Source organism: Halorubrum sp. CBA1229 (assembly GCF_003721435.2).
Lineage (GTDB): Archaea > Halobacteriota > Halobacteria > Halobacteriales > Haloferacaceae > Halorubrum.
Genome location: NZ_CP054585.1, coordinates 1,913,475 through 1,934,035, shown reverse-complemented (window position 1 = coordinate 1,934,035; position 20,561 = coordinate 1,913,475). Strand labels below are relative to the sequence as shown.

Here is a 20,561-nt window from a genome sequence, read left to right as displayed (position 1 = left end):
CCCCAGACCGGCGCTTGCCCGCTCGGTCCCTCAACGCTTTTCAATCGCGCGCCGGGACCGTGGGGACGATGATCCCGCTCGCGACAGCGATGACTCCCGGCGAGATCGGCCTTCGCGTGGCGGCCGGCGTCGCCCTCATCCTGATCAACGCGTACTTCGTGGCGGTCGAGTTCGCCCTCACGCGGCTCCGGCAGTATCCGGAGTCCGAGATCGACACCCCCGGACTGCGGCGCGCGTGGGAGATGACGGACGACCTGGAGTTCTACCTCACCACCTGTCAGGTGTGGATCTCCGGGACGAGTATCGCCCTCGGTATCGTCGCCGAGCCCGGGCTCGCGGCGCTGTTCGCGCCCCTGTTCGAGAACACGGCGCTCGCGTCCGCCGGCGCCGGGTCGCTGCTGGGCTTTTTCATCATCAACATGGTGCACCTGACGCACGGCGAGCAGACCCCGACGTACCTCGGCGTCGAGCGCTCGAAGCAGGTCGCCGAGTACGGCGCGCGACCGCTGTACTGGTTCGCGTGGCTCATCTCGCCGCTGATCAAGTTCGGCGACTGGGTCGCGAAGGCCACCCTCGGGCTGTTCGGCGTCGAGATGACCGGGTCGTGGACCGAGACCGAAAGCGAGGTGTTGGAGACGCGCGCGGAGCTCCGCAACCGCCTCGGGTCGATGATGGAGGAGGTCGAGCTCCCCGAGGAGCGCCGCGAGGAGGTCCTCAACGCGCTCGCCGTCGACGAGCTCGGCGTGGCGGACCTGATGACGCCGGCCGACGAGGTCGTCTCGCTGTCGACCGAGGCGTCGATCGAGGAGAACCTCGACCGGATTCGCGACACGCCGCACACACGGTTCCCGCTCGTGGGGGACGGTCCGAACGACTTCGAGGGGATCGTGTACGCGCCCTCGATCGTGAGCCGCTTCGAGGAGCTCCGGTCGGGGGAGACGACGTTCGAGGAGATCGCCGCCCCGCCGGTGACGGTCTCGCCGGAGACGAACATCAGCGACGCCTACGACCAGTTTCAGGCCGAGTCTCAAGAGCTCGCGCTCGTCATCGAGGACGGCGAGATCGTCGGGCTCCTCACCGCGACCGACGCGCTGGAGGCGGTGATGGGACAGCTCGAGGACCCGCTCGACGCGGGCGATCTGTAGGCGGTCGGCGTCGGCGTCGACCGCGGCGGCGACGCAGGAGCGCTCCCGTCGCGGCCGCGGCGGACGGCGACGCGCTACTCGAACGCCTCCCGCAGGAACACCAGGGCCCCGCCCAGCATCGCGAGGTTGCCGAAGAAGGCCAGCCGCTCGCCGCTCCTGTCGTCCTCGTCGGCGTTCCAGAAGTCGTGCATCGTCGCGGTCACGACCGTGAGGAACGTCACGGCCGCGCCCGTCGTGATCCGGGGGGCTCGCCACAGCGCGATCCCGACCCCCGAGACGAGCATCATCCCCGACGCGAACGGGGCCGCGAGATCGGGGGCGGGGACGCCGGCCGACTCCGCGTACTCGATCGTCTCGTCCATCTCGCGGAAGTCCTCCGAGGCCTGCGCCGCCAGGCCGACCCCGAGCAGGACGCGGCCGAGCCGGGAGGGGGCGTCGCGGTCGGTTCCCGTCTCGGCGTCGGCCGTCGTCTCGGCCGCCTTCGCGTCGTCGGTATCGTCGTCGGTCATGCCTGTCAGTACGGTGGCACGATACATAAATAGCCGTGCGCGACCGCCGCGGGAGGGAGGCGACCGATTACCCCCAGTTCCACCGGGCGTGGAGCCGGCGGACGGAGAAGTCGAGCCAGAAGCCGATGAAGCCGATCACCAGCATGATCGCGGGGATCTCCGCGTAGGAGAACCGGTCGCGGGCGTCGAGGATGAGGTAGCCCAGCCCGGTGTTGACCCCGAGCATCTCCGCGGGGACGAGGATGATCCAGAGGATGCCGATCGAGAGGCGGATCCCCGTGAGCATGTCCGGGACCACCGCGGGGACGACGACCCGGCGGAGCAGCGCGCGCGTGTCGCCGCCGAGCGACTCGCCGACCGTGAGCCAGTCGTCGTCGATGGTCGCGATCCCGTGGGCGGTGTTCAACACGATCGGCCAGAGGCCGGCCATGAACATCACGAACACCGCCGACTGCGTCCCGACGCCGAAGACGATGATGGCGATCGGGAACCACGCCAGCGGCGAGATCATCCGCATGAACTGGAACAGGACGGTCGTCGCGCGCTCGGCCGCCTTGAAGTAGCCGACCACGATCCCGATCGGGAGCCCGACCGTCAGGCAGAGGCCGAGCGCGATCCCGAACCGGTAGACGCTGACGAACACGTGGTCGTAGAACGCCGGCGAGACGACGAGCTCCGCGAGGACCGCGAACGTCGCCGCCGGCGCGAAGTTCGTGATGATGCCGCTGCCGAGCGCCGTCACCGCCCACCAGACGGCGAGCCCGCCGAGGAGCCCGACCGCCGGCAGCAGGCGGCCGCGCTCCCCGATCAGCTCAGAACCGTATCGTCTCCTGTCTCTCGTAGCCATTGTCCTCCGAAACGTCGAACGCCGGCGGGCCGCCGGCCTCTTCCAGCGCTGTGCGAACGGGGTCGTACGCGACGAGGTCGTCGGCGACCTCGGCGGGGTCGAGCTCGTCGAGGAAGGTGTCCTCGCCCTCCACGCGCGTCTCGCGCATGCGACGCACCAGCTCCTCCGTGTACGACGGGTACGGGTACGGGTAGAAGCCGATCCGGTCGATGTCCCAGTCGGCGTTCTGGATCGCGCCCGACTCTATGTACGGCTCGTGGTCGTCGTAGTGGGTGAGCGCGCGGTCGATCGGCGCCGGCCCCTGCGGGAGCAGGCCGCTCCCCTCGGAGGAGAGCAGCTGCGCTGCCTCCGACCGATTCTCGCGGAGGTACTGCTGGGCGTCGACGAGCCCGCTCATCACGTCGGTCGTCCACTCGGGCCGCGACTCCACTAACTCCTCGCGCATCACGACGACGCAGCAGGCGTGCTCGCGCCAGACGTCGCCGGTGAACCGCAGGATCTTCCCGCCGGCGTCGAGCTCGCCGATCGCGTTGAACGGCTCGGCGACGATGTACCCCTCGATGGAGCCGTTCTCCAGCGCCGCGGGCATGTCCGGCGGGGGCGTCACGACGAGGTTGACCTCGTCGTCCGCCACCTCGTCGGCGGAGGAGTCCGTCCGGGGCGTGAGCCCGTGCTCGCGGAGCCCCATCTGGAGGATGACGTTGTGGATCGAGTACCAGAACGGGACCGCGACGGTACCGCCGCCCAGGTCCGACCACTCGTCGACGTCCTGCTGGACCGTCAGCGCGGAGCCGTCCGTGTGGTCCCACGCGACGACCCGCACGTTCGCGTCCAGCTCGTCGCCGTAGCGCATCCACACCGTCATCGGCATCAGGAAGTGCGCGACGTTGACCGCGCCGGAGAGGAACGCCTCCGCGAGATCCGACCAGCCGCGGAACAGGGTCGGCTCCGCGGCGTCGACGCCGTGGTCGGCGAAGTGGTCGTTGGCGTACCCCGTCAGCAGGGGCGCCGCGTCCGTGATCGGGAGGTAACCGATCTCCGCGGTCGGCGGGCCGTCGCCGCCGTCGCCGCCACCGCCGAGGCAGCCGGCCGTCGCGCCGACGCCGGCCGCTGCGAGCGAGGCCAGTCCCGACTCCTTCATGAACTCGCGCCGCGAGAGCCCGCTCGTGCGGGCCTTCTCGGAGGGGTTCCGCCAGCCGGCGCCGCCGACGAGCTCTCGCGCGCTCGCGGCGACGTCGGGGTCGACGTCGTCGTCGTGGTTCGTGTGATCGTGCGTCATTCGAGTCCCACCGCCTCCAGGCGTTCGAAGACCGCCGCCCGCTCCGCGAGGAACGCCTCGTCGTCCCGCGAACGCGTCTCGCTGCCGATCGACTCGACGTGTTCGATGCCCGCGGGGACCGGTCCCATGACCGCGACGCGGTCGCCGAGGTACACCGCCTCGTCGATGTCGTGCGTGACGAACACGGCGGTGACGCCGAGCTCGTCGACGATCCGCAACAGCTCGTCTTGCAGCTCCATCTTCGTCAGCTGGTCGAGCGCGGAGAACGGCTCGTCGAGGAGGAGCACCTCGGGCTCGTTCGCCAGCGTCCGCGCGAGCGACGCGCGCTGCGCCATCCCGCCCGACAGGTCCGCGGTGTCGGCGTCGGCGAACCCGTCGAGCCCGACCAGGTCGAGCAGGTCGTCGATGCGGTCGGGATCGGGCTCCTCGCCCCGGAGCCGCGGCCCGATCTCGACGTTCTCGCGCACGGAGAGCCACGGGTACAGCAGGGGGTCCTGAAAGACGACGCCCCACCGGTAGTCCGGGCCCGTCACCGCCTCGCCGTCGATCTCGACGCGGCCGTCGGTCGACTCCTCGAGTCCCGCGAGCAGGTGGAGCAGGGTCGTCTTCCCGCAGCCGGACGGGCCGAGGAGACAGCAGACCTCGCCGGGGTCGACCGACAGGTCGAGCCCGTCGAAGACGAGGGTGTCGTCGTACCGCTTCGTGAGGTCGCTGGCGACGATCGGCGCCGCGTCGGCGGCGTGACGGTCGGTGCCGACGGCGTCGGCGCCGACCGCGGACGCGGAGTCGGACCGGGTGTCGGACCGGACGTCGGACTCCTCACCGTCGTCGTCGGCCGTCGCCGGGCGGGACTCGAGGGACATCGATCAGTCCGCCGTCGCCTCGGGCTCGTCCTCCTCGGACTCGGCCTCGTCGTCCGGGAGCACGCCCTCGTTATCGAGCTCCTCGGCGGTCCCGATGTCGGCGTCGTCCGGGACGAACCCCTTGTCGCGCATCCAGTCCGTAGTCGCGTCGATCCGCTTCTCGTCGGGGGCGCGCACGGGGAGGAACTCGCGGAGCTCGAACTCCTCGCGGAGCCGCTCGAAGTTCACGTCGTCGAATGCGGGCTTGTCGGCGGCCTCGTCCTCCAGCAGCTCGACGTAGCGGTCGGTGTACCCCGCGAGGTCGTCGTTGATGTCGGCGACCGCGCGGTTCAGCGCCGCGAGGAACCCCTCCAGCTTCTCCGGCTCGGGCTGCTCGCGCGTGGTGATGGCGGCGCGGCACGGGCCGTCGAACACCTCTTTCAGCTCCTCGTCGTAGCGGCCGAGCGTGACGAACGGCTCCAACACTGCGATGGAGTCGACCTCGCCCTCTTTCACCGCGTCGAAGCGGTCCTCGGCCTCGCCGACGTGCTCTAAGACGATCTCGTCGTCCTCGAACCCCTCGTTCTCGAGCATCTCGCGCATCGAGTAGAAGGAGGTGGCGTACTTGTTGATCCCGACGGAGCGGCCGCGCAGGTCGTCGATCGTCTCGGCGTCGTCGTCGGCGTCGACGAAGACGACGCGGTCCCACTCGCTGTAGGAGCCGACGATGTCGCGGTCGGTCTCGGAGACCTCCTGGACCGCGTTCCACTCGCAGACGCCGTGGGTGCCGCCGTCCTCGTCCATGTCGTCCCACCAGTCGGCGTCGAAGGCGTTCTCGCCCTCGAAGTCCTGCGTTCCCGGCGCGAAGTACGAGAGGTCGGCGTCGACGCCCTCGTCCTCGAAGTACCCGTTCTCCTCCGCGACGTCCTGCACGAGTCTCCACGTGAAGTATTCGTGGGAGACATTCAGATCTGACATCGAATACCTCTTGGTTTTATTGTAAGGTATAACTCCGGAAACCGACAAGCATGAGCGGTGCAACCGTTTTCGCGCAAGTATTGCGACGGCCGAACCCGTTCGGCCGCTGATTCGGCGGGAAGCATTCGTAAGTCGCCGCGAGATCCGTTCTTACGGCCGGTTCCGGAAGCATGTGCGAACAGATCGCATCCGAGATAGCCACAACATTTGTTCGTTTCTCCGTCGGACCGCCGGATCGCCGTCTCAAGCCCGCTCGATGCGTTCGAGGAGGGTCGCCGCCGCGTCGGCGTCGAACGCCAACGGTCGCCGCCACCACGGCCCCTTCCCCGAGTCGCTGGAGAGCGCCGTGACGAGGCGGTTCGCCTCCGCGCCGGTCTCCGAGGTGCTCAGGGGGACGACGCGCTCGAAGAGCCCGGAGGCCGTCGGGTCGCCGGCGACGACGACCCGCGCGTCGAAGGGATCGCGCTTCAGGTGGGCGTTGGTCGGAGCGAGGGCGGCCGCCGCGTCGCGGTCGACGGTCGAACCGTCGCCGGTGCCGCCGCCGTCACCGGACCCGCCGCCTCCGCTCCCGCCGTCGCCGACCGCGAGCACGCGCTCGACGCGGAGCCCCGCGAAGAGGTACGCGCCCCAATCGGGCGCGAGGTCGTCGTCCGGTCGGAGTTCGTCGGTGGCCCCGCCTGCCGCCGTCCCGCTCGGCCCGCCCCAGCCGTGCGGGCGCAGCGACAGCGTCGCGTAGAAGAGCAGCCAGTCGCCCGGGCCGAGGTCGGCGATCCGGCCGGCCTTCACGCCGTGGGGGTCGCCGTAGCTCGTGCGGTCGCGACCGTGGACGCCGGGGAACTCCGGGTCCATGTGGACCGGCGTCTCGCGTAGGTCGGCCGGCACCGCGAATGGGAGGTCGAGGTCGCCGTAGGTCGGGAGCGGCTCGTCGACCGGGAATCGCCCCCGCGGGAGCGTCGCCGCCGACTCGGGGATCGGCACGTACGCGAACGAGCCGTCCGGGTAGACGGGCCCGCGGAAGCCGGGCTGGTTCGTGTTGGCGGCGACGTTGACGGCGACGGCTCGGGGGTCGGCCATTAAAAATAGGGCTCCGAGGGAGTCAGTCCGCCGTCGCGGCGGGCGCGTCGTGGTCGATTTCGGTGCCGAGCAGGTCGAGGAACTGCGCGATCCACTCGGGGTGGTCGGGCCACGCCTGCCCGGTGACGAGGTTCCCGTCGGTCGTCACGCCGTCGACCCACGAGCAGCCGGCGGCCTCGACCTCGGGCCTGACCGCGGGGTAGGCGGTCATCTCGTAGCCGTCGAGCACGCCCGCGGCCGCGAGGATCTGCGGGCCGTGGCAGATCGACGCGACGGGCTTGTCGGCCTCGAAGAAGTGGCGCACCGCGTCGAGCACCTCGTCGTACCCGCGGAGGTACTCGGGCGCGCGCCCGCCGGGGACGACCAGCGCGTCGTAGTCGGCCGGGTCGACCGCGTCGAACCCGTGCGTGAGCGCGAAGTCGTGGCCGCGGGTCTCGAGGTAGGTCTGGTCGCCGCGGAAGTCGTGTATCGCGGTCTTGACGCTGTCGCCCTCCTCCCGCTCCGGGCAGACGGCGTGGACCTCGTGGCCGACCGCCTGTAGGGCCTGGAAGGGCACCATGATCTCGTAGTCCTCCCCGAAGTCGCCGACGATCATCAATATCTGTTTTCCTGTCATGTGTACAACACCACATCGAGATACGCGCTACTGTCAAATAATGATACTGGTGAGCGGTAGCACACTACAGATCAGCTCGGGGGAGGAGGACGACGGAGTGCCGGCTGTTATTTATAAATACAGATCGCGGCGACGCGTTACTGTCGCGGTGGCGCGCGCCCGTGAGCGGCCGACAGGCCGCGAACGGCACGTGCGAGGGAAGCGGTGAGTGAGGGGCGACCGCAGGGAGCCCCGAACGAACCGCGAGGCTGGGGAGGTGTGAGGTGCGGTTGCGGTGCGGTCGGGCGGGACTCAAAGGGGCAGCCGCGAGGCGGCCGCAGGCGACGTAAGCACCGCAGGGAGCGAACGAAGTGAGCGACTGAGGAGCACAGCGAGCGTGCGGCCGCCTCGCGGCTGGGGCTTTGGAGGTGTGTCCCCCGTCGATTCGCGGTCAGTCGCTTACAACCGAGCGGCTGGGGCTTTGGAGGTGTTCTCTGACGACCTCCAGTCAACTATTTATAAGCGATCGATCAGAGCGGTAGAGCTGAAAGTCACTGGCAACGCATCTCCGACGTCCGCGCACGACACGTCTTATTTCGGCGGCGTGAGGTCGCGCTGGAACTCGTCGAACTGGTCGAGGTCGTCCGGGAGCTCGTACTCGATCTCGCGCTCGTCCTGCCGGTCCGGGAGCCGGCCGTCCTCCAGCTCGTCGGCGACCTCCTCCCACCCCGGCTTCACGCGGACGCTCCGGGCGGGGGAGCCGACCACCACGTGGTGGGCCGGGACGTCGCCCTGCACGACCGAGCGGGCGCCGACGACGCTGTTCTCGCCGACCCGGCAACCGGCGCGCACCATCGCGTCGTAGGTGACGCGGGCGTCGTCCTCGACGACCGTGTGGAAGTTGCGGACCTCAGTCTGGTCGACGAGGTCGTGGTCGTGGCTGTAGAGGTGGACGCCGTCGGAGATGGACGCGCGGTCGCCGATCGTCAGCTTCCCGCGGTCGTCGAGGTGGACGTCGTCGTGTATCACGACGTTGTCGCCGACCTCGATGTTGTGGCCGTAGGTGACGGAGATCCCTTTGAAGAAGCGGCAGTCGTCCCCGCACTCGGCGAACAGGTGGTTCCCGAGCATCTGCCGGAACCGGAGGGCGAACTCGACGTTGTCGGCCATCGGCGTGGCGTCGAACTGGCGCCAGAGCCACTGGAGGTGTTTCGACCGCTGGAACCGCTCTTCGTCCTTCTCGGCGTAGTACTCCGATTCCAGCGTCGCGTTACACGGGTCGTATCCCTGGAGGCGGACGCGCTCGGCCCGCGACACCGACTCCCCGTCCTGCCACGCCTCCCACCGCTCGCGGTCCCCGTGGAGGTCGATCAGCACGTCCCGAACCACGTTACAGGTGTCCTCGTCCGAGGAGAGGCGCTCGTCCACCTCGTCGATAAACCCTCGGACCCCGGCCTCCGCGCCGTCGGGCAGGGACACGTGTCGCTTTGTCATCGGGTCCCCTTCGTCGCCGGCCTTCAAAGGGATTCGGTTGTGCGGCCCGCGGTGTTCCCCCGGTCAGTAGAACTCCGCGTTGACAAACAACCCGACGAGGAAGCCAACGAAGGCGACCGTGACCATCGCGACGATCCCGGCGGCGCCGAACGAGAGCAGCAGTGCGGCGACCGCGACGACCGCGATAACCGCGAGCAGGGCGACGACGGCGTCGAGTCGACGGCGGAGGGCGTGATCCATAGGCGACCGACTGGCCGCGAGCGAGTAAGTTCCAACGGTGTGCGAGGGGATCGCGGGGTCGCGATCGGACCGGCGGGCGGGGTTCGGTCGTTCCCCCGGCCCGAGACCGACCGCGCCCGATAAGTGTCCCGACCGCCAACCGGAGGGTATGCAGCACCGCGAACTCGGGAACTCCGGCGTCGAGGTCTCTGAGATCGGCTTCGGCGCGTGGGTCGTCGGCACCGACTGGTGGGGCGACCGCTCGGACGAACAGGCGGTCGAGATGGTCGAGACGGCGCTCGACGCCGGCGTCACCTACGTCGACACCGGCGACGTGTACGGCCACGGCGACAGCGAGGAGATCATCGGCCGCGCGATCGACGGCCGCCGCGACGAGGTGACGCTCGCGACGAAGATCGGGTACGACTTTTATAATAATCCGCAGGCGGGCCACGGCGAGCTCCCGAAGGAGCTCGACCGCGAGTACCTCGAGACCGCGTTCGAGCGCTCGCTCGACCGGCTCGACACCGACCACGTCGACCTGCTCCAGCTCCACAACGCGAACGTCGACGAGGTCACCCCCGAGGTGCGCGACCTCCTCGCCGAGTGGAAGGCGGACGGCCGCGTCCGCGCGCTCGGCTGGGCGCTCGGCCCCTCGATCGGCTGGCTCGCCGAGGGCGACGCCGCCGTCGAGTACGAGGAGTTCGACGCGGTCCAGACCGTCTTCAACTGCTTCGAGCAGGAGCCCGGCCGCCATTTCGTCGACACGATCCGCGAGACCGGCTCGGACACCTCGGTCATCGCCCGCGTCCCGCACTCCTCCGGCCTGCTCAACGAGCAGGTGACGCCCGACACGGTGCTCGAGGACGGCGACCACCGCTCGCACCGCCCGACGGAGTGGTACGAGACCGGCTGGGAGAAGGTGGAGGCGATCCGCTTCCTCGAGGAGCCCGATCACGCCGAGGGGACCCGGACGATGGCGCAGGCGGCGATCCGCTGGCTGCTCGCGCACGACGAGGTCGCCTCGGTGACCCCCACCTTCCGCGACGCCGACGACATCGCGGAGTGGAGCGCGGCGGGCGTGCCGCCGCTCTCCGAGACCGAGTACGAGCGCGTCGACGAGCTGTACGCGCGGAACTTCGACATCGACCGCGACGACGGGATGGACGTCCTCCGGACCTCCGTCGACGGCGAGGACATCGAGGCCGCCGGCCTCGACAAGCGCGCCGCGTCGTACTGAGCCGCCCCGATCCCGGTCGTCTCGAACCGACCGCTTTCGGTTGTCCTCCAGAGGGGACCGTCCCCGCGTCGGAACCCGCCTTTTTCGCGTCGAGACCGCACGACTGCGGAGGGAACCGGTCCCGTATGAACACTTTCACCGCGGTTCCGATCCCGGCCGAGACGACCGGCCCGGCCGAGACGACCGGCCCGACCGGTCGCGAGACGGAGCCGCGGCTCGGCGGGCGGAAGTGGTGGCTCGGTGGAAAACCCTCGTCACAAGGGGCTCAGTGGGGGTAACACGTCGTCATGGCCACCATCACGAGCGTGGCCGCCTGCACTTATAAACCTCCCGTGACTACCGGCCGCCGGCCAGACGGCTCGCGACGCGGTCGCGGTCGGCGCGTATCCGCTCCGCGAGCTCCGACACCTGCGCCAACACGGGGTGCCGGGGGCCGTCCGTCGGGGCGTACAGGTAGTCGTAGAAGGCGCGGTCCCCCTCGACGTCCACCGCGGGACCCGGCGTCATCGGCGGGTCGGCGAGCGACTCCTGCCGCTCCGCCGCGATCTCGTCGCATTCGCGTTCGAGGTCCTCGAGTCGCTCCCAGACGTCGATCGCCGCGTCGGCCCCGCTCCCGGAGACGCCGTCGAGGTGTTCGAGGAGCCGTCGCCGCCGCCGGTCGACGCCCGAGAGGTCGCTTTCGAACGCCCGCAGCGCGTCGATCTCCTCGCCGATCGCGTCGGCGAGCGACGAGCGCGCCTCGGCCGCCTGTCGGCTCCGGCCGACGAGCGCCGACTGCGCCGCGGCGGAAAGGGTGCCGTTCGACGCCAGCGCGGCCGCCGTGTCGGGTCCGAGCTCGGCGGCGAGGCTCTCCGGGATCGTCTCGTCGTACTCCTCCCGGTAGTGGGGGACCGACATCACGGTGTCGCGGTACGCCGCCAACACGCGCCTGAGCCTGACGTCGCCGTCGCTCCCGACGCTGTCGACCGCGCGGATCGCGACCATCGACCCGTCGAATCCCCCCGCCGTCGACCCGGTCGGCGCCGGATCGAGCGCGTCGACGCGGTCGGCGAACTCCTCGAACGCGTCGCGCTCGGCGAGGACGCGCCGCCGCTCGCCCCGCCCGGCGTCGACCGCGTCCCGGACGTGTGCGAACGCGAGGAACGCCGCGAGGCCGACAACGACCGCCGCGACGACGACGGTCGGTTCGGTCGCCGCCGTTCCGACCTCACACGATAGGGCCGTGCACTCCTCCATCGCCACCGGATCCGTGCCGGGGATCCGGAAGGCGTTGGCGGAGCTCGAATACATACTCATTACATCCGTTAACACGGTACATACACAAAGCACTTACGTCCGTTTTTCGGCGTAAAGAAAGATATCCCGCAGGAGAAGGCGATCGACCGCGCGGCCGAGTTCGGCGGGGGTTGCGGTCGAGTTCGGCGGAGGGTGCTGGCGACTCCGTCCGGTGGTCAGGGGGTTCGCGACGACGCCTCCGCGAGGCGGCCGACGGGGCCGGGCGGCTACTCGACGACGCCGTCGTCGGTGATCACGGTGTCGATCATCCCGATCGGGGTCGCGTCGTAGCTCGGGTTCTCGATCTCGACGTCCTCGACGGGCTCGCGCATCACCTCGACGGCGTCGCGGAACTCGTTCTCGAAGCGGAACTCCTCGATCGTCTTCGCGCCCGAGCCGACCGCGGTCACCGGGACCCCGAGGTCGCGCGCGGTGACGACCAGCGGGAAGGTACCGATCCGGTTGTAGTAGGTGCCGCCGGTGATACAGGTGATCCCGAGGAGGACGCGGTCGCAGTCGCGGAGGGCGTACCCCATCGCGCTGTCGACGACCATGTGGACGTCGACGCGGGACATCCCGGCGAGCACGCGCGCCGTCTTCCGGCCCAGGGTGCGCGGCCGCGCCTCGGTGACGTAGACGGTCAGGTGCGCGCCGCCGCGGGCGGCGTTCTCGATGGACTCCAGCACCGTCGTCGAGTAGTCGTGGACCAGCAGCGTGTCGCCGTCCTCGATGTGTTCGGCCGCGTTGGCGGCGGCCTCTCCCTTCGCCGTCTCGATGTCGTCGGCGACTCGGTCGATCGTGTCTTCGAGGAGCTGTTTGGCGTCCTCGACGCTCGTCGGCTCGCCGATGATCGAGCGCTCGACGTCACGCATCGCGTTGTGGAGCGCGGCGTGCGAGGGGTTCGACCGGCGCAACACGCCGGCGTTGTGTTCGAGGTCGCGCTCGAACTCGTCGACCGTCCTGTAGTCGCGGTCGAGCAGCTCCGCGAGCGCCCGCGTCGCCTTCACTGCCACCGCCGACGTGCTGTGGGTCCGCATCGCCCGGATCTCGGCGACGGTCTCATCGATCATACCGATATCGTCGTCGCGGCCGTTCAAAGGGGTTCCGGGGTCCCGTCGGTCGGACCGAATAATGCGGTTGGCGCGCGCCTCCGAGCGCCCGCAGGGCGCGAGGAGTGCGCGCGAGGGAGTCGGACCGGCGCGGCCGCGCCGGTCCGACGAGGCTGGGGAGGTGTGAGGTGCTGTGCGGTGCAGTCGGGTGGGACTCAAAGGGGCAGTCGCGAGGACGAAGCCTGACGACGCAAGCAGCGTGGCGCTACGCGCCACGGGCAGCCGGCGGCAAAGCCGCCGGCGACACCGCAGAGAGCGAACGGAGTGAGCGACCGAGGAGCGCAGCGAGTCACGCGAGTCCTCGCGACTGGGGCTTTGGAGGTATTCACCGCCGATCTGTATTCAATCGTTTATAACCGAGCGACTGGGGCTTTGGAGGTGGTCTCTACGTCACCGACAGCAACGACTTATAAACGAACGGACAGAGCGGTGGTCCGACGAACGAACCGATACGCAACTAAAAAGACGCGTTTCGTACGATCTAGGCGTACTTCGCGACGACGTCAAGGACGTCGTCGAGCTCGTCGCCGTCCAGCGAGTAGCGCTCCTGAGCGAATACCGAGCGCAGCTCGGTGCGGTCCTCCGGGAGGAGGTCGGCGATCTTCACCGCGGTCGGGATGTCGATCTGCTCGAGCTCCGTCAGCTCCTCGACGAGCTCGCGAGACTCGTCTGCGTCGAGCCGGGCGAACCGGTTGACGTGCTCGATCGCGCGGGCGAGCTCGTAGCGGAGGTCGCGGTCCTCGTCCTCGGCGCGCTCCGCCTCGATGTCCACGAGGACCTCCTTCGCCTCGGAGACGGTGACGTACTCCTCGTCGACCTTCTCTTTGAAGATCGTCATCTCAGTTCTGCTGGGCGCTCATGTGGGCGGCGCGGACGATGAGCGTCTTCGTCTTCCCGCCGTCCGGAATCTCGACTTTGAACGCTGCGCCCTGCTTGCCCACGACGGTGCCGGTCCGGCCGTCGAAGCGGGGGTGGAAGCGACCCTCCTGCACGCTGGGGTCGATCTTGAGGTGGACCTGCGAGCCCGTCTCGAACTCCTGGATGGCTCGCTGCGGCGGCGACGTGCCGCGGTTGCGCGGTTTGTTCGAGAGCTTGTCGCGGGTCGCCTTCTGAGGCCCATTAGAACTCGGCATGGTCTTGGGCTACGTTCCGCTGCCGCAGGTATAAATGGTGCGTTACGGGCGCCGCCCGAGAGCGGCTACCACACCGCGAGGCGACGCCGGACGATATCCCCGGGCACGGGCGTCGAAACTACCCTATGCAACACCCCCTATCGAAAGTGCTAATCACGCGAGTTCCCTAACGCGTTTATAATGAGCCATCAGCTGCCGGACGTACAGGCGTCGGCGCCCGACGTCACCGTCGGGCTCTCGCAGGTCGGCGTCACCGGCGTGGAGAAGCTCGTCAAACTCGCCCGCGGGGACAAACGCCCCATCGTCCTCATGGCCGAGTTCGAGGTGTTCGTCGACCTGCCGAGCGGGCGCAAGGGGATCGACATGTCGCGGAACCTCGCGACGATCGACGAGATCTTAGAGGAGATCACCCGCGAGGAGGCGTACCGCGTCGAGGACGTCTGCGGTGACGCCGCCGAGCGACTCTTAGAGAAGCACGACTACACCACCACCGCCGAGGTGTCGATGACCGCGGAGCTGGTCACCCGCGAGGACACGCCGGCGTCCGGCATCGAGACGCAGAGCACGTCGACGATCATCGCCAGCGCGACCGCGACCGAGGAGGGCACCCGCGAGGAGATCGGCGCGGAGGTCACCGGCATGACCGTCTGCCCCTGCTCGCAGGGGATGAGCGAGTCCCGCGCCCGCGAGAAGCTCGCCGAGCTCGGCGTCGACGAGGAGACGACGGAGGAGTTCCTCGACGCCGTCCCGCAGCCGGGCCACTCCCAGCGCGGCCACGCGACGCTCACCGTCACCACCGACGGCCACCCCGACCTCGACCTCCGCGATCTGATCGACGTCGCCCGCGACTCGATGAGCGCCCGGATCTACAACATGGCGAAGCGGCCCGACGAGGACCACATGACCTACGAGGCCCACGCCGACGCGAAGTTCGTCGAGGACTGCGTCCGCGCCCTCGCCGAGGGGACGGTCGAGGAGTTCGACCACCTGCCGGACGACGCCGTGATCCGCATGAAACAGTCGAACGACGAGTCGATCCACCAGCACAACGCCCACGCCGAGCGCGAGGTCACGATGGGCGACCTGCGGACCGAGCTGAACGTCCGCTGAACGGAGCGCGGATTCCCTCTTCTCGCCGGGTTTACCCGGGTTGTCTGATTCACCCGAACGACAGCGTCTCCGCGTCCGCCCACCGCGGCTCGAACTCCTCGCTCACGCTCGTCGCGAACTCCGCGTCCTTCACGTCGATCATCGCGAACGGCTCGTCGCCCGACAGCGGGTGCGGCACCTCGATGCACACCTCGATCCCGTCGAACACGTTGAACGTCCCGTCGACGCCCGCGGTCGTCCGGACTTCGAACCCCTCCATGTCTGATAACTCCGCGGTGTACCGTCGACCGACGCTCCGCGGCAGCGCGTCCACCGTCTCCGGCGACAGCAACACCCGGATCTCGACGCCGCGTTCGAGCGCCGACTCCAGCTCCGCGGCGACCTGCTCGCCGATCGTTCCGAGGTCGAAGCCGGTCGCCGGCGCCCCGACGACGACGACCATCCGGCGCTCGGCCGCCGCGATTCGCTCCAAGAGGAGGTCCGTGGCCTCCTCCGCGCCGACTGCCGCCGTCCAGAACTGGCCGTCGACCGGCTCCCCCGCGTCGAGCTCCGTCGAGAGGTCGGCGACCACCTCCTCGTACTGCTCCGCTTGCGTCTCCAGCTCCCGCTTCTTCTCGTCGAGCAGCCGGTCGAGCGCGGCGTCGGGCTCGACCGCGGCGTACTTCTTCGGCCGGCTGGCGGCCTGACTCCGGACGAGGTTGTGCTGCTCTAAGCTGTTGAGCACGTCGTACACCCGCCCCATGGGAACCTCGCTGGCTCGCGAGAGGTCCTTCGCCGTCGTCGGCCCGGTGCGCAGCAGCGCTCGATAGGCGCGCGCCTCGTACTCGGAGAGCCCCAGATCCCGGAGAGATGCCATACCGTCCGATCACGTGGCATCGGTATAAACACGTCGCCGGTTTACACGCGAGTGCGGTGGTGAGACGCGAGTCGGCTCCGCGTGGCGATCGCCCGGACCGTCACAGACGACCGAAAGCGGTCGAACGCTTCGGACGCCGCGGCCTACTCCGCGGTCTCGGCGACCCGCCGCATCAACTCGTCCGGCGTTTCCGCGGGCTCCGAGATCGCGTCCCCGGCGAGCACGACCGCCGAGCCCGCCGGGACCGACCGCGGCGCCGGCGACCCCTCCAGATGGGCGTTCGGGGCGACGACCTTCTCGTGGTCCGCGACCCGCCACGCCGCGCGGTGGAGGTCGCTGCCCGGCTCGTCGCCGACCGCGATGACGGTGGTGCCGCGGAGGAGCCGCCCGACGAGGCTCCCGTAGCCGGCGACCTGCACGCCGAGCCGCTCCGTGGCCCCCGCGAACGCTGCCGCGGTCTCGCGGGCGACCCCGCGGTAGCGGTCCTCGCCGGTCAGCGCCGACAGGTCGAGCAGCGCGGTCGCCATCTCGACGTTGCCGTCGAGCGGCCGGAACGGGCGGTCGAGCAGCCCCGGGCCCGACCGCGGCCCGTCCACGAAGGAGCCGTCGACGTGGAGTCGGTCGATCGCTCGGTCCGCGACCGCGCGGGCGACGTCGGCGCCCTCGCCGAGGACGCCGGCGGCTCGTACGTACGCGCTCACGACGCGGGCGACGTCGTCCAGCAGGTCCGACTCGCCGACTTCGTCGCTGCCGCGGTAGTGGGTCACCGCGCCGGAGTCGGCGTCGATCAGGTCGCGTTCGAGCTCGTCGAGGATCCGGTCGGCGTACTCGCGGGCGCGCTCGTCGTCGGTGTACGCGGCGACCGCGAGCAGCGCGTCGGCCGCGAGCGCGTTCCCGCCCGCGAAGACGGTCAGATCGCGGCGGGGCGAGTCGAGCTCCGCGCGGTCGTCTGCGGGCGCGGCGTAGTAGGCGCGGCCGAGTCCGGGCCCGAGGCTCCCGCCGACGCCGTAGCCGGTCCAGAGGTCGTCGGTGAGGAACTCGACCGCGTCGGTCGCGGGCGCCAAGTACGCCTCGTCGCCGGTGTAGAGGTAGGCGTTCGCGAACGCGCGCGTGACCGCCGCGTTCGTGTCGATCGGCTTCTCGTAGGCGACGTCACCCCAGTCGCGGGTCCCCGCGAACCGGAAGAAGCCGCCGGCGACGTCGTCGGCGAGGTGGTCGCGCACCGCGTCGAGCGTCCGGAGGGCGCGGTCGCGGTCGCGCTTCAGCGCGAACTCGACGGTGCGGGGAAGCGGGAACTTCGCGTCCGTCCCCCAGCCGGCGTACTCCTCGTCGTACTTCACCTCCACCTGCCCGGCGAGGTGGCTCTCGATCGCGTCGGTCAGCTCCGCGCGCGGCGGGAGGTCGGCGTCGAGCGCGCGGGGGACCCGCCCCGCCGACCGTCCCTTGTCGGCCCACATCTGCCGCACGGACTCGAGCACCTGCCGCATCCCGTCGACGTCGAGGTAGCCCGCGCCGGTGAGCAGCTCGCCGTCCGGCGTGAGGAACGCGGTGGTCGGGAACCCGCCCATGTTGTACCGCTCCCGGACGCGCGGGCGACGGTCGACGTCGACGCGGACCGGGACGAACCCCTCGTTGACGTTGGCGGCGACGCGGGGCTCGGCGTACGTGACGGCGTCCATCTCGTGACAGCCCTCGCACCACGTGGCGGACAGCGAGAGGAGCACCGGGCGGTCCCGCTCGTCGGCCTCGGCGAACGCCTCGGGCCCCCAGTCGCGCCACTCGACGTGCGTCTCGTCGGTCATACCGACAGTCCGGTCGGCCCGTGGGTAAGCGCTTCGAGACGGGCGGGAGGGCGGCGGGGACCGGAACGGCTAGCTTGGAGGAGGAGACCGAGAGAATCGGGAGGGAGGGCGTGATCGAACGGGTCAGTGCCTCCGGAGGGCGGCGCCTCGGTCCGGCGGTCCGCCGGTCAACGCTTGTAGTCGTGGCCGAGCGAGAGCGCCAGCGCGTTCGCGAACAGCAGGCCGACGAACAGCAGCCCGGTGCCGCCGTCGAGCCCCATGTACAGGAGGACGGGGTACGTGGCCGGGATGGCGATCGCGGCCCAGAAGGCGGCGGCTTTCATCGTGCCGGTCATCAGCCCGGCGACCTGTCGGCCGGAGGCGAGGCGCGTGGGGGCGGGGATTGACATGGACACTTCTCCGTATGACGGGGGACCCCATATAGCCGGTAGAGGGTTCGGGGATTTTCACCTCGTTTTCCCGGTCTGCTCCGACGTTTTAAAAACGCCTCAGAAACGTTTTAATCGTTTACCGGGTCCTCTCATCCTTTTTTAGGGAAGTCAGTCGATCTCCGTCGAGCCGCTCCGATCGTCGCCCCTCGTCGTCGGGTCTCGCTCCTCGTCATCGGATCGCGCCGATCGACAGCGGATCGCGCCGGTCGACGTCGGCTCCGCGGTTCGCCGGCGGGACGCGCGGCTGCCGCGGGACCAACCGCTTTGGTCCTTCGGGAGAACCGGAGGGTATGACGGAGACCGAGCCGACGGCGGACCGCGAGGCGCGCGAGGAGCGACGAGGCGCGACCGACGGCGGGAGGGACCCGCGCGTCGCGGTCGTCGCCTGCGGCGGGACCATCGCGTCCGAACCGGACGACGGCGGGGCGGCGCCGGCGAAGACCGGCGACGACCTCGTCGCGGCGGTCCCGGACGTGGAGCGGTACGCGACCGTGAGCGCCCGCGAGGTCTGCTCGCAGCCGGGGTTCGACGTGCGGTGGCGCGACGTGCTCGCGACCGCGGCGGCCGCGCGCGAGGCGGTCGCGGACGGCGCCGACGGCGTCGTCGTTACGCACGGCACCGACACGCTCGCCGACACCGCGTTCGCGCTCGACCTGCTCACCGACCTCGACGCGCCGGTCGTCGTCACGGGGGCCCAGCGCCGGCTCGACGAGCCCTCCAGCGACGCGCCCGCGAACCTGACGCTCGCGGTCCGGGCCGCCGCGGACTCGCGGTTCGCGCCCGGGGTCCACGTCGCGTTCGACGACGAGCTCCACGCCGCCCGCGACGTCGTCAAGGGCCACAGCAACGCGCTCTCGACGATGGCCTCGCCGGGGACCGGTCCGATCGCGACGTTCACCCGCGCCGGGTCGCGGCTCGTCCGCGAGCCCCGGCGCGGGGTCGACGTCGATCCGCTCGCAGACGCCATCGGGAGCGCCGACGACGTCCCGGAGGTTCCCGTGATCCACTCCGGGACGGGCGTCGGCGCCGGGGCCGTCGAGCGCGCGGTCGACGCGGGCGTCGGCGGGCTCGTGATCGAGGGGACCGGCCTCGGGAACGCGACCGCCGCGATCGGCGACGCCGTGGGTGACACCCTCCCGGAGACGCCCGTCGTCGTCGCCGGCCGCCCTCCGGCCGGCCCGACCGAGCCGGTGTACGGCACGCCCGGCGGCGCGGTCACGCTGGCGGAGCACGGCGTGACGTTCGCCGGCCCGCTCCCGGCGTCGAAGGCCCGAATTGCGCTCGCGCTCGGACTCGCGGCCGACCTCGACGACGGGGGAACGGACGGCGACGCCGACGACCTCGCAGACCTCTTCGCGACGCCGGACGCGGAGTGAGATAACACAGGGAGCCGTTTGCGCCTACACGAGGCACTTATAGACACCTCGCGTAGCGACAGTCATGACCCGACTCACGCGCCGAGCGATCCTCTACGGTCTCGGCGCCGGGAGCCTCGCTGCGCTCGCCGGCTGCGCGAGCGATGGCGGTCCGGGGGGCGACGACGGCGACGGCGGCGACGGAACCGACGGCACGGACGGCGACGGCGGAAGCGACGCCGCGCCCGAGACCGAGGCCCATCAGGTCGGCGGCGCGCTCTCCGGGCCGGCGTGGAACCGCGAGGAACGGCGCGGCTTCTGCGCGCTGTTCACGGAGGAGAGCGGCGCCGCCTGGCTGCTCCGGGACGCCCCCGCGGAGACGCGCGCATTTGTCGAGGCGACCGACTTCGACGAGTCGGTGCTCGCGTACGTCGAGTCGGTCGGGCCGACGACCTGTCACAACGCGATTTCGTTCGCCGACGTCGCCGTCGAGGACGGGACGCTCGTCGCGAGCGCGAGCGTTCGCGGCCCCGGCGACGACGACGTCGCCTGCGGGGAGGCGATCACCTTCTCCGGGGCCTTCCTCCGCGTGACGGCCGAGGCCCGTCCCGACGCGATCCGGGCGTCGGTCACGGACGGCTGGGGCGAGACGAGCGAGCTGAACGGCGCCGACGGCGTGCTCGACCCCGAGCGGCTCGACGGATACGTCCGGCCCGACGGCGACCCCGAGACGGTCCCTGCCGGATTCGACTGCGAGGCGGCCGACTTCGAGCGCCACCCCGCCGTCTACGAGGGCGGCGTGTCGTGGGGCTCCGGCGGCGGAGTCGGCGGGGACGGCCGCGGCCTCGAGCTCCGCGTCGTGGACCCGGACGGCGACGGTGGGAGCGAGGCCGCCGCGTTCGAGCGCGGCGACAGGGTCCGGGTCGAGCTGACGAACGCCTCGGGGCACGAGGCCTACGTCGGCAACCAGGGGAAGTACAACCTCGAACTGCGGACCGAGGCGGGATGGACCGAGATCCGCGGCGCTGAGGAGGGAACGACGTTCGACTACACCGACGAGGCGATCGGCGTCCGGCCGGGCGAGACGCTCTCCTGGGAGTTCGAACTGACCGAGTCCGGGCTAGTCGAGGGCGGTCCCCACGCCGACGCGCTGCGGGTCTGTCCCGACCTCGTGCCGGGCCGGTACCGGTTCGTCTTCTGGGGCGCCGACGACCTCGCGGTCGCGTTCGACTACGTCGGATAGTCGCGGGCCGGTCCGAACGCCTACA

The 20,561-nt window shown here is 70.3% G+C and carries 22 protein-coding genes; 6 read left to right on the top strand and 16 right to left on the bottom strand.

What is annotated here, in order from left to right; genetic code table 11:
- Nucleotides 1–68: 68 nt before the first annotated feature.
- Nucleotides 69–1,145 carry a hemolysin family protein gene (locus Hrr1229_RS09610; RefSeq protein WP_123113104.1) on the top strand — a complete coding sequence of 359 codons (1,077 nt, stop codon included), beginning with the start codon at nt 69–71 and terminating at the stop codon, nt 1,143–1,145.
- A gap of 74 nt (nt 1,146–1,219) precedes the next feature.
- Here Hrr1229_RS09610 and Hrr1229_RS09605 read toward each other — a convergent pair whose 3' ends face one another.
- From Hrr1229_RS09605 to Hrr1229_RS09565, 9 genes are all read right to left on the bottom strand, one after another.
- A complete protein-coding gene (locus Hrr1229_RS09605) occupies nt 1,220–1,654 on the bottom strand; it encodes a DoxX family membrane protein (protein ID WP_123113105.1) in 435 nt (144 codons plus the stop codon).
- Nucleotides 1,655–1,721: 67 nt separating this feature from the next.
- Nucleotides 1,722–2,501 (bottom strand): ABC transporter permease, encoded by a 780-nt coding sequence (locus tag Hrr1229_RS09600; protein ID WP_123113106.1) that lies wholly within the window; start codon nt 2,499–2,501, stop codon nt 1,722–1,724.
- Nucleotides 2,467–3,780, bottom strand: coding sequence for an ABC transporter substrate-binding protein (locus Hrr1229_RS09595; protein ID WP_123113107.1), 1,314 nt, complete (start codon nt 3,778–3,780; stop codon nt 2,467–2,469). Before Hrr1229_RS09595 ends, Hrr1229_RS09600 begins: the two co-directional genes overlap by 35 nt.
- Complete coding sequence (locus tag Hrr1229_RS09590; protein WP_123113108.1) at nt 3,777–4,643, bottom strand: ABC transporter ATP-binding protein; 867 nt, start codon at nt 4,641–4,643, stop codon at nt 3,777–3,779. Before Hrr1229_RS09590 ends, Hrr1229_RS09595 begins: the two co-directional genes overlap by 4 nt.
- 3 nt (nt 4,644–4,646) lie before the next feature.
- A complete protein-coding gene (locus Hrr1229_RS09585) occupies nt 4,647–5,600 on the bottom strand; it encodes an ABC transporter substrate-binding protein (protein WP_123113109.1) in 954 nt (317 codons plus the stop codon).
- 243 nt (nt 5,601–5,843) lie between these two features.
- Entirely contained in the window at nt 5,844–6,674 is an 831-nt protein-coding gene (locus tag Hrr1229_RS09580; protein ID WP_123113110.1) for a hypothetical protein, read from the bottom strand.
- 22 nt (nt 6,675–6,696) lie between these two features.
- Nucleotides 6,697–7,290 carry a DJ-1/PfpI family protein gene (locus Hrr1229_RS09575; protein WP_123113111.1) on the bottom strand — a complete coding sequence of 198 codons (594 nt, stop codon included), beginning with the start codon at nt 7,288–7,290 and terminating at the stop codon, nt 6,697–6,699.
- A 570-nt stretch (nt 7,291–7,860) separates the two neighbouring features.
- The gene (locus Hrr1229_RS09570) at nt 7,861–8,763 is read right to left on the bottom strand and encodes an acyltransferase (RefSeq protein WP_123113112.1); all 903 of its coding nucleotides are present in this window, start codon (nt 8,761–8,763) and stop codon (nt 7,861–7,863) included.
- Nucleotides 8,764–8,826: 63 nt separating this feature from the next.
- Nucleotides 8,827–9,003, bottom strand: a complete 177-nt coding sequence (locus Hrr1229_RS09565; protein WP_158606062.1) for a hypothetical protein — start codon at nt 9,001–9,003, stop codon at nt 8,827–8,829.
- 148 nt (nt 9,004–9,151) lie between these two features.
- Here Hrr1229_RS09565 and Hrr1229_RS09560 point away from each other — a divergent pair, with 148 nt between their 5' ends.
- Entirely contained in the window at nt 9,152–10,222 is a 1,071-nt protein-coding gene (locus Hrr1229_RS09560; RefSeq protein WP_123113113.1) for an aldo/keto reductase, read from the top strand.
- 125 nt (nt 10,223–10,347) lie between these two features.
- Nucleotides 10,348–10,500, top strand: a complete 153-nt coding sequence (locus Hrr1229_RS09555; RefSeq protein ID WP_158606063.1) for a hypothetical protein — start codon at nt 10,348–10,350, stop codon at nt 10,498–10,500.
- Nucleotides 10,501–10,558: 58 nt separating this feature from the next.
- Here Hrr1229_RS09555 and Hrr1229_RS09550 read toward each other — a convergent pair whose 3' ends face one another.
- The 4 genes from Hrr1229_RS09550 to Hrr1229_RS09535 all read right to left on the bottom strand — a co-directional run bounded on the left by Hrr1229_RS09550 (nt 10,559) and on the right by Hrr1229_RS09535 (nt 13,739).
- The gene (locus tag Hrr1229_RS09550) at nt 10,559–11,518 is read right to left on the bottom strand and encodes a hypothetical protein (RefSeq protein WP_123113114.1); all 960 of its coding nucleotides are present in this window, start codon (nt 11,516–11,518) and stop codon (nt 10,559–10,561) included.
- Between the two features lie 206 nt (nt 11,519–11,724).
- Nucleotides 11,725–12,567 (bottom strand): translation initiation factor eIF-2B, encoded by an 843-nt coding sequence (locus Hrr1229_RS09545; protein ID WP_123114872.1) that lies wholly within the window; start codon nt 12,565–12,567, stop codon nt 11,725–11,727.
- A 520-nt stretch (nt 12,568–13,087) separates the two neighbouring features.
- Nucleotides 13,088–13,444, bottom strand: coding sequence for an RNA polymerase Rpb4 family protein (locus Hrr1229_RS09540; protein ID WP_123113115.1), 357 nt, complete (start codon nt 13,442–13,444; stop codon nt 13,088–13,090).
- Nucleotide 13,445: 1 nt separating this feature from the next.
- Nucleotides 13,446–13,739 (bottom strand): 50S ribosomal protein L21e, encoded by a 294-nt coding sequence (locus Hrr1229_RS09535; protein WP_123113116.1) that lies wholly within the window; start codon nt 13,737–13,739, stop codon nt 13,446–13,448.
- A 180-nt stretch (nt 13,740–13,919) separates the two neighbouring features.
- Here Hrr1229_RS09535 and mptA point away from each other — a divergent pair, with 180 nt between their 5' ends.
- Nucleotides 13,920–14,849: a GTP cyclohydrolase MptA gene (mptA, locus tag Hrr1229_RS09530; protein ID WP_123113117.1), complete on the top strand. Its 930-nt coding sequence runs from the start codon at nt 13,920–13,922 to the stop codon at nt 14,847–14,849.
- A gap of 49 nt (nt 14,850–14,898) precedes the next feature.
- Here mptA and Hrr1229_RS09525 read toward each other — a convergent pair whose 3' ends face one another.
- The 3 genes from Hrr1229_RS09525 to Hrr1229_RS09515 all read right to left on the bottom strand — a co-directional run bounded on the left by Hrr1229_RS09525 (nt 14,899) and on the right by Hrr1229_RS09515 (nt 17,896).
- Nucleotides 14,899–15,705, bottom strand: a complete 807-nt coding sequence (locus tag Hrr1229_RS09525) for a TrmB family transcriptional regulator (RefSeq protein ID WP_123113118.1) — start codon at nt 15,703–15,705, stop codon at nt 14,899–14,901.
- 143 nt (nt 15,706–15,848) lie between these two features.
- Nucleotides 15,849–17,507, bottom strand: a complete 1,659-nt coding sequence (locus Hrr1229_RS09520) for a DUF255 domain-containing protein (protein ID WP_123113119.1) — start codon at nt 17,505–17,507, stop codon at nt 15,849–15,851.
- 167 nt (nt 17,508–17,674) lie between these two features.
- On the bottom strand, nt 17,675–17,896 hold the full coding sequence (locus Hrr1229_RS09515) for a hypothetical protein (protein ID WP_123113120.1): 222 nt from the start codon (nt 17,894–17,896) through the stop codon (nt 17,675–17,677).
- Nucleotides 17,897–18,228: 332 nt separating this feature from the next.
- Here Hrr1229_RS09515 and Hrr1229_RS09510 point away from each other — a divergent pair, with 332 nt between their 5' ends.
- Both Hrr1229_RS09510 and Hrr1229_RS09505 read left to right on the top strand, forming a co-directional pair.
- Nucleotides 18,229–19,314, top strand: a complete 1,086-nt coding sequence (locus tag Hrr1229_RS09510; RefSeq protein ID WP_123113121.1) for an asparaginase — start codon at nt 18,229–18,231, stop codon at nt 19,312–19,314.
- Between the two features lie 64 nt (nt 19,315–19,378).
- Complete coding sequence (locus Hrr1229_RS09505; protein WP_123113122.1) at nt 19,379–20,536, top strand: hypothetical protein; 1,158 nt, start codon at nt 19,379–19,381, stop codon at nt 20,534–20,536.
- Nucleotides 20,537–20,561: the final 25 nt, after the last annotated feature.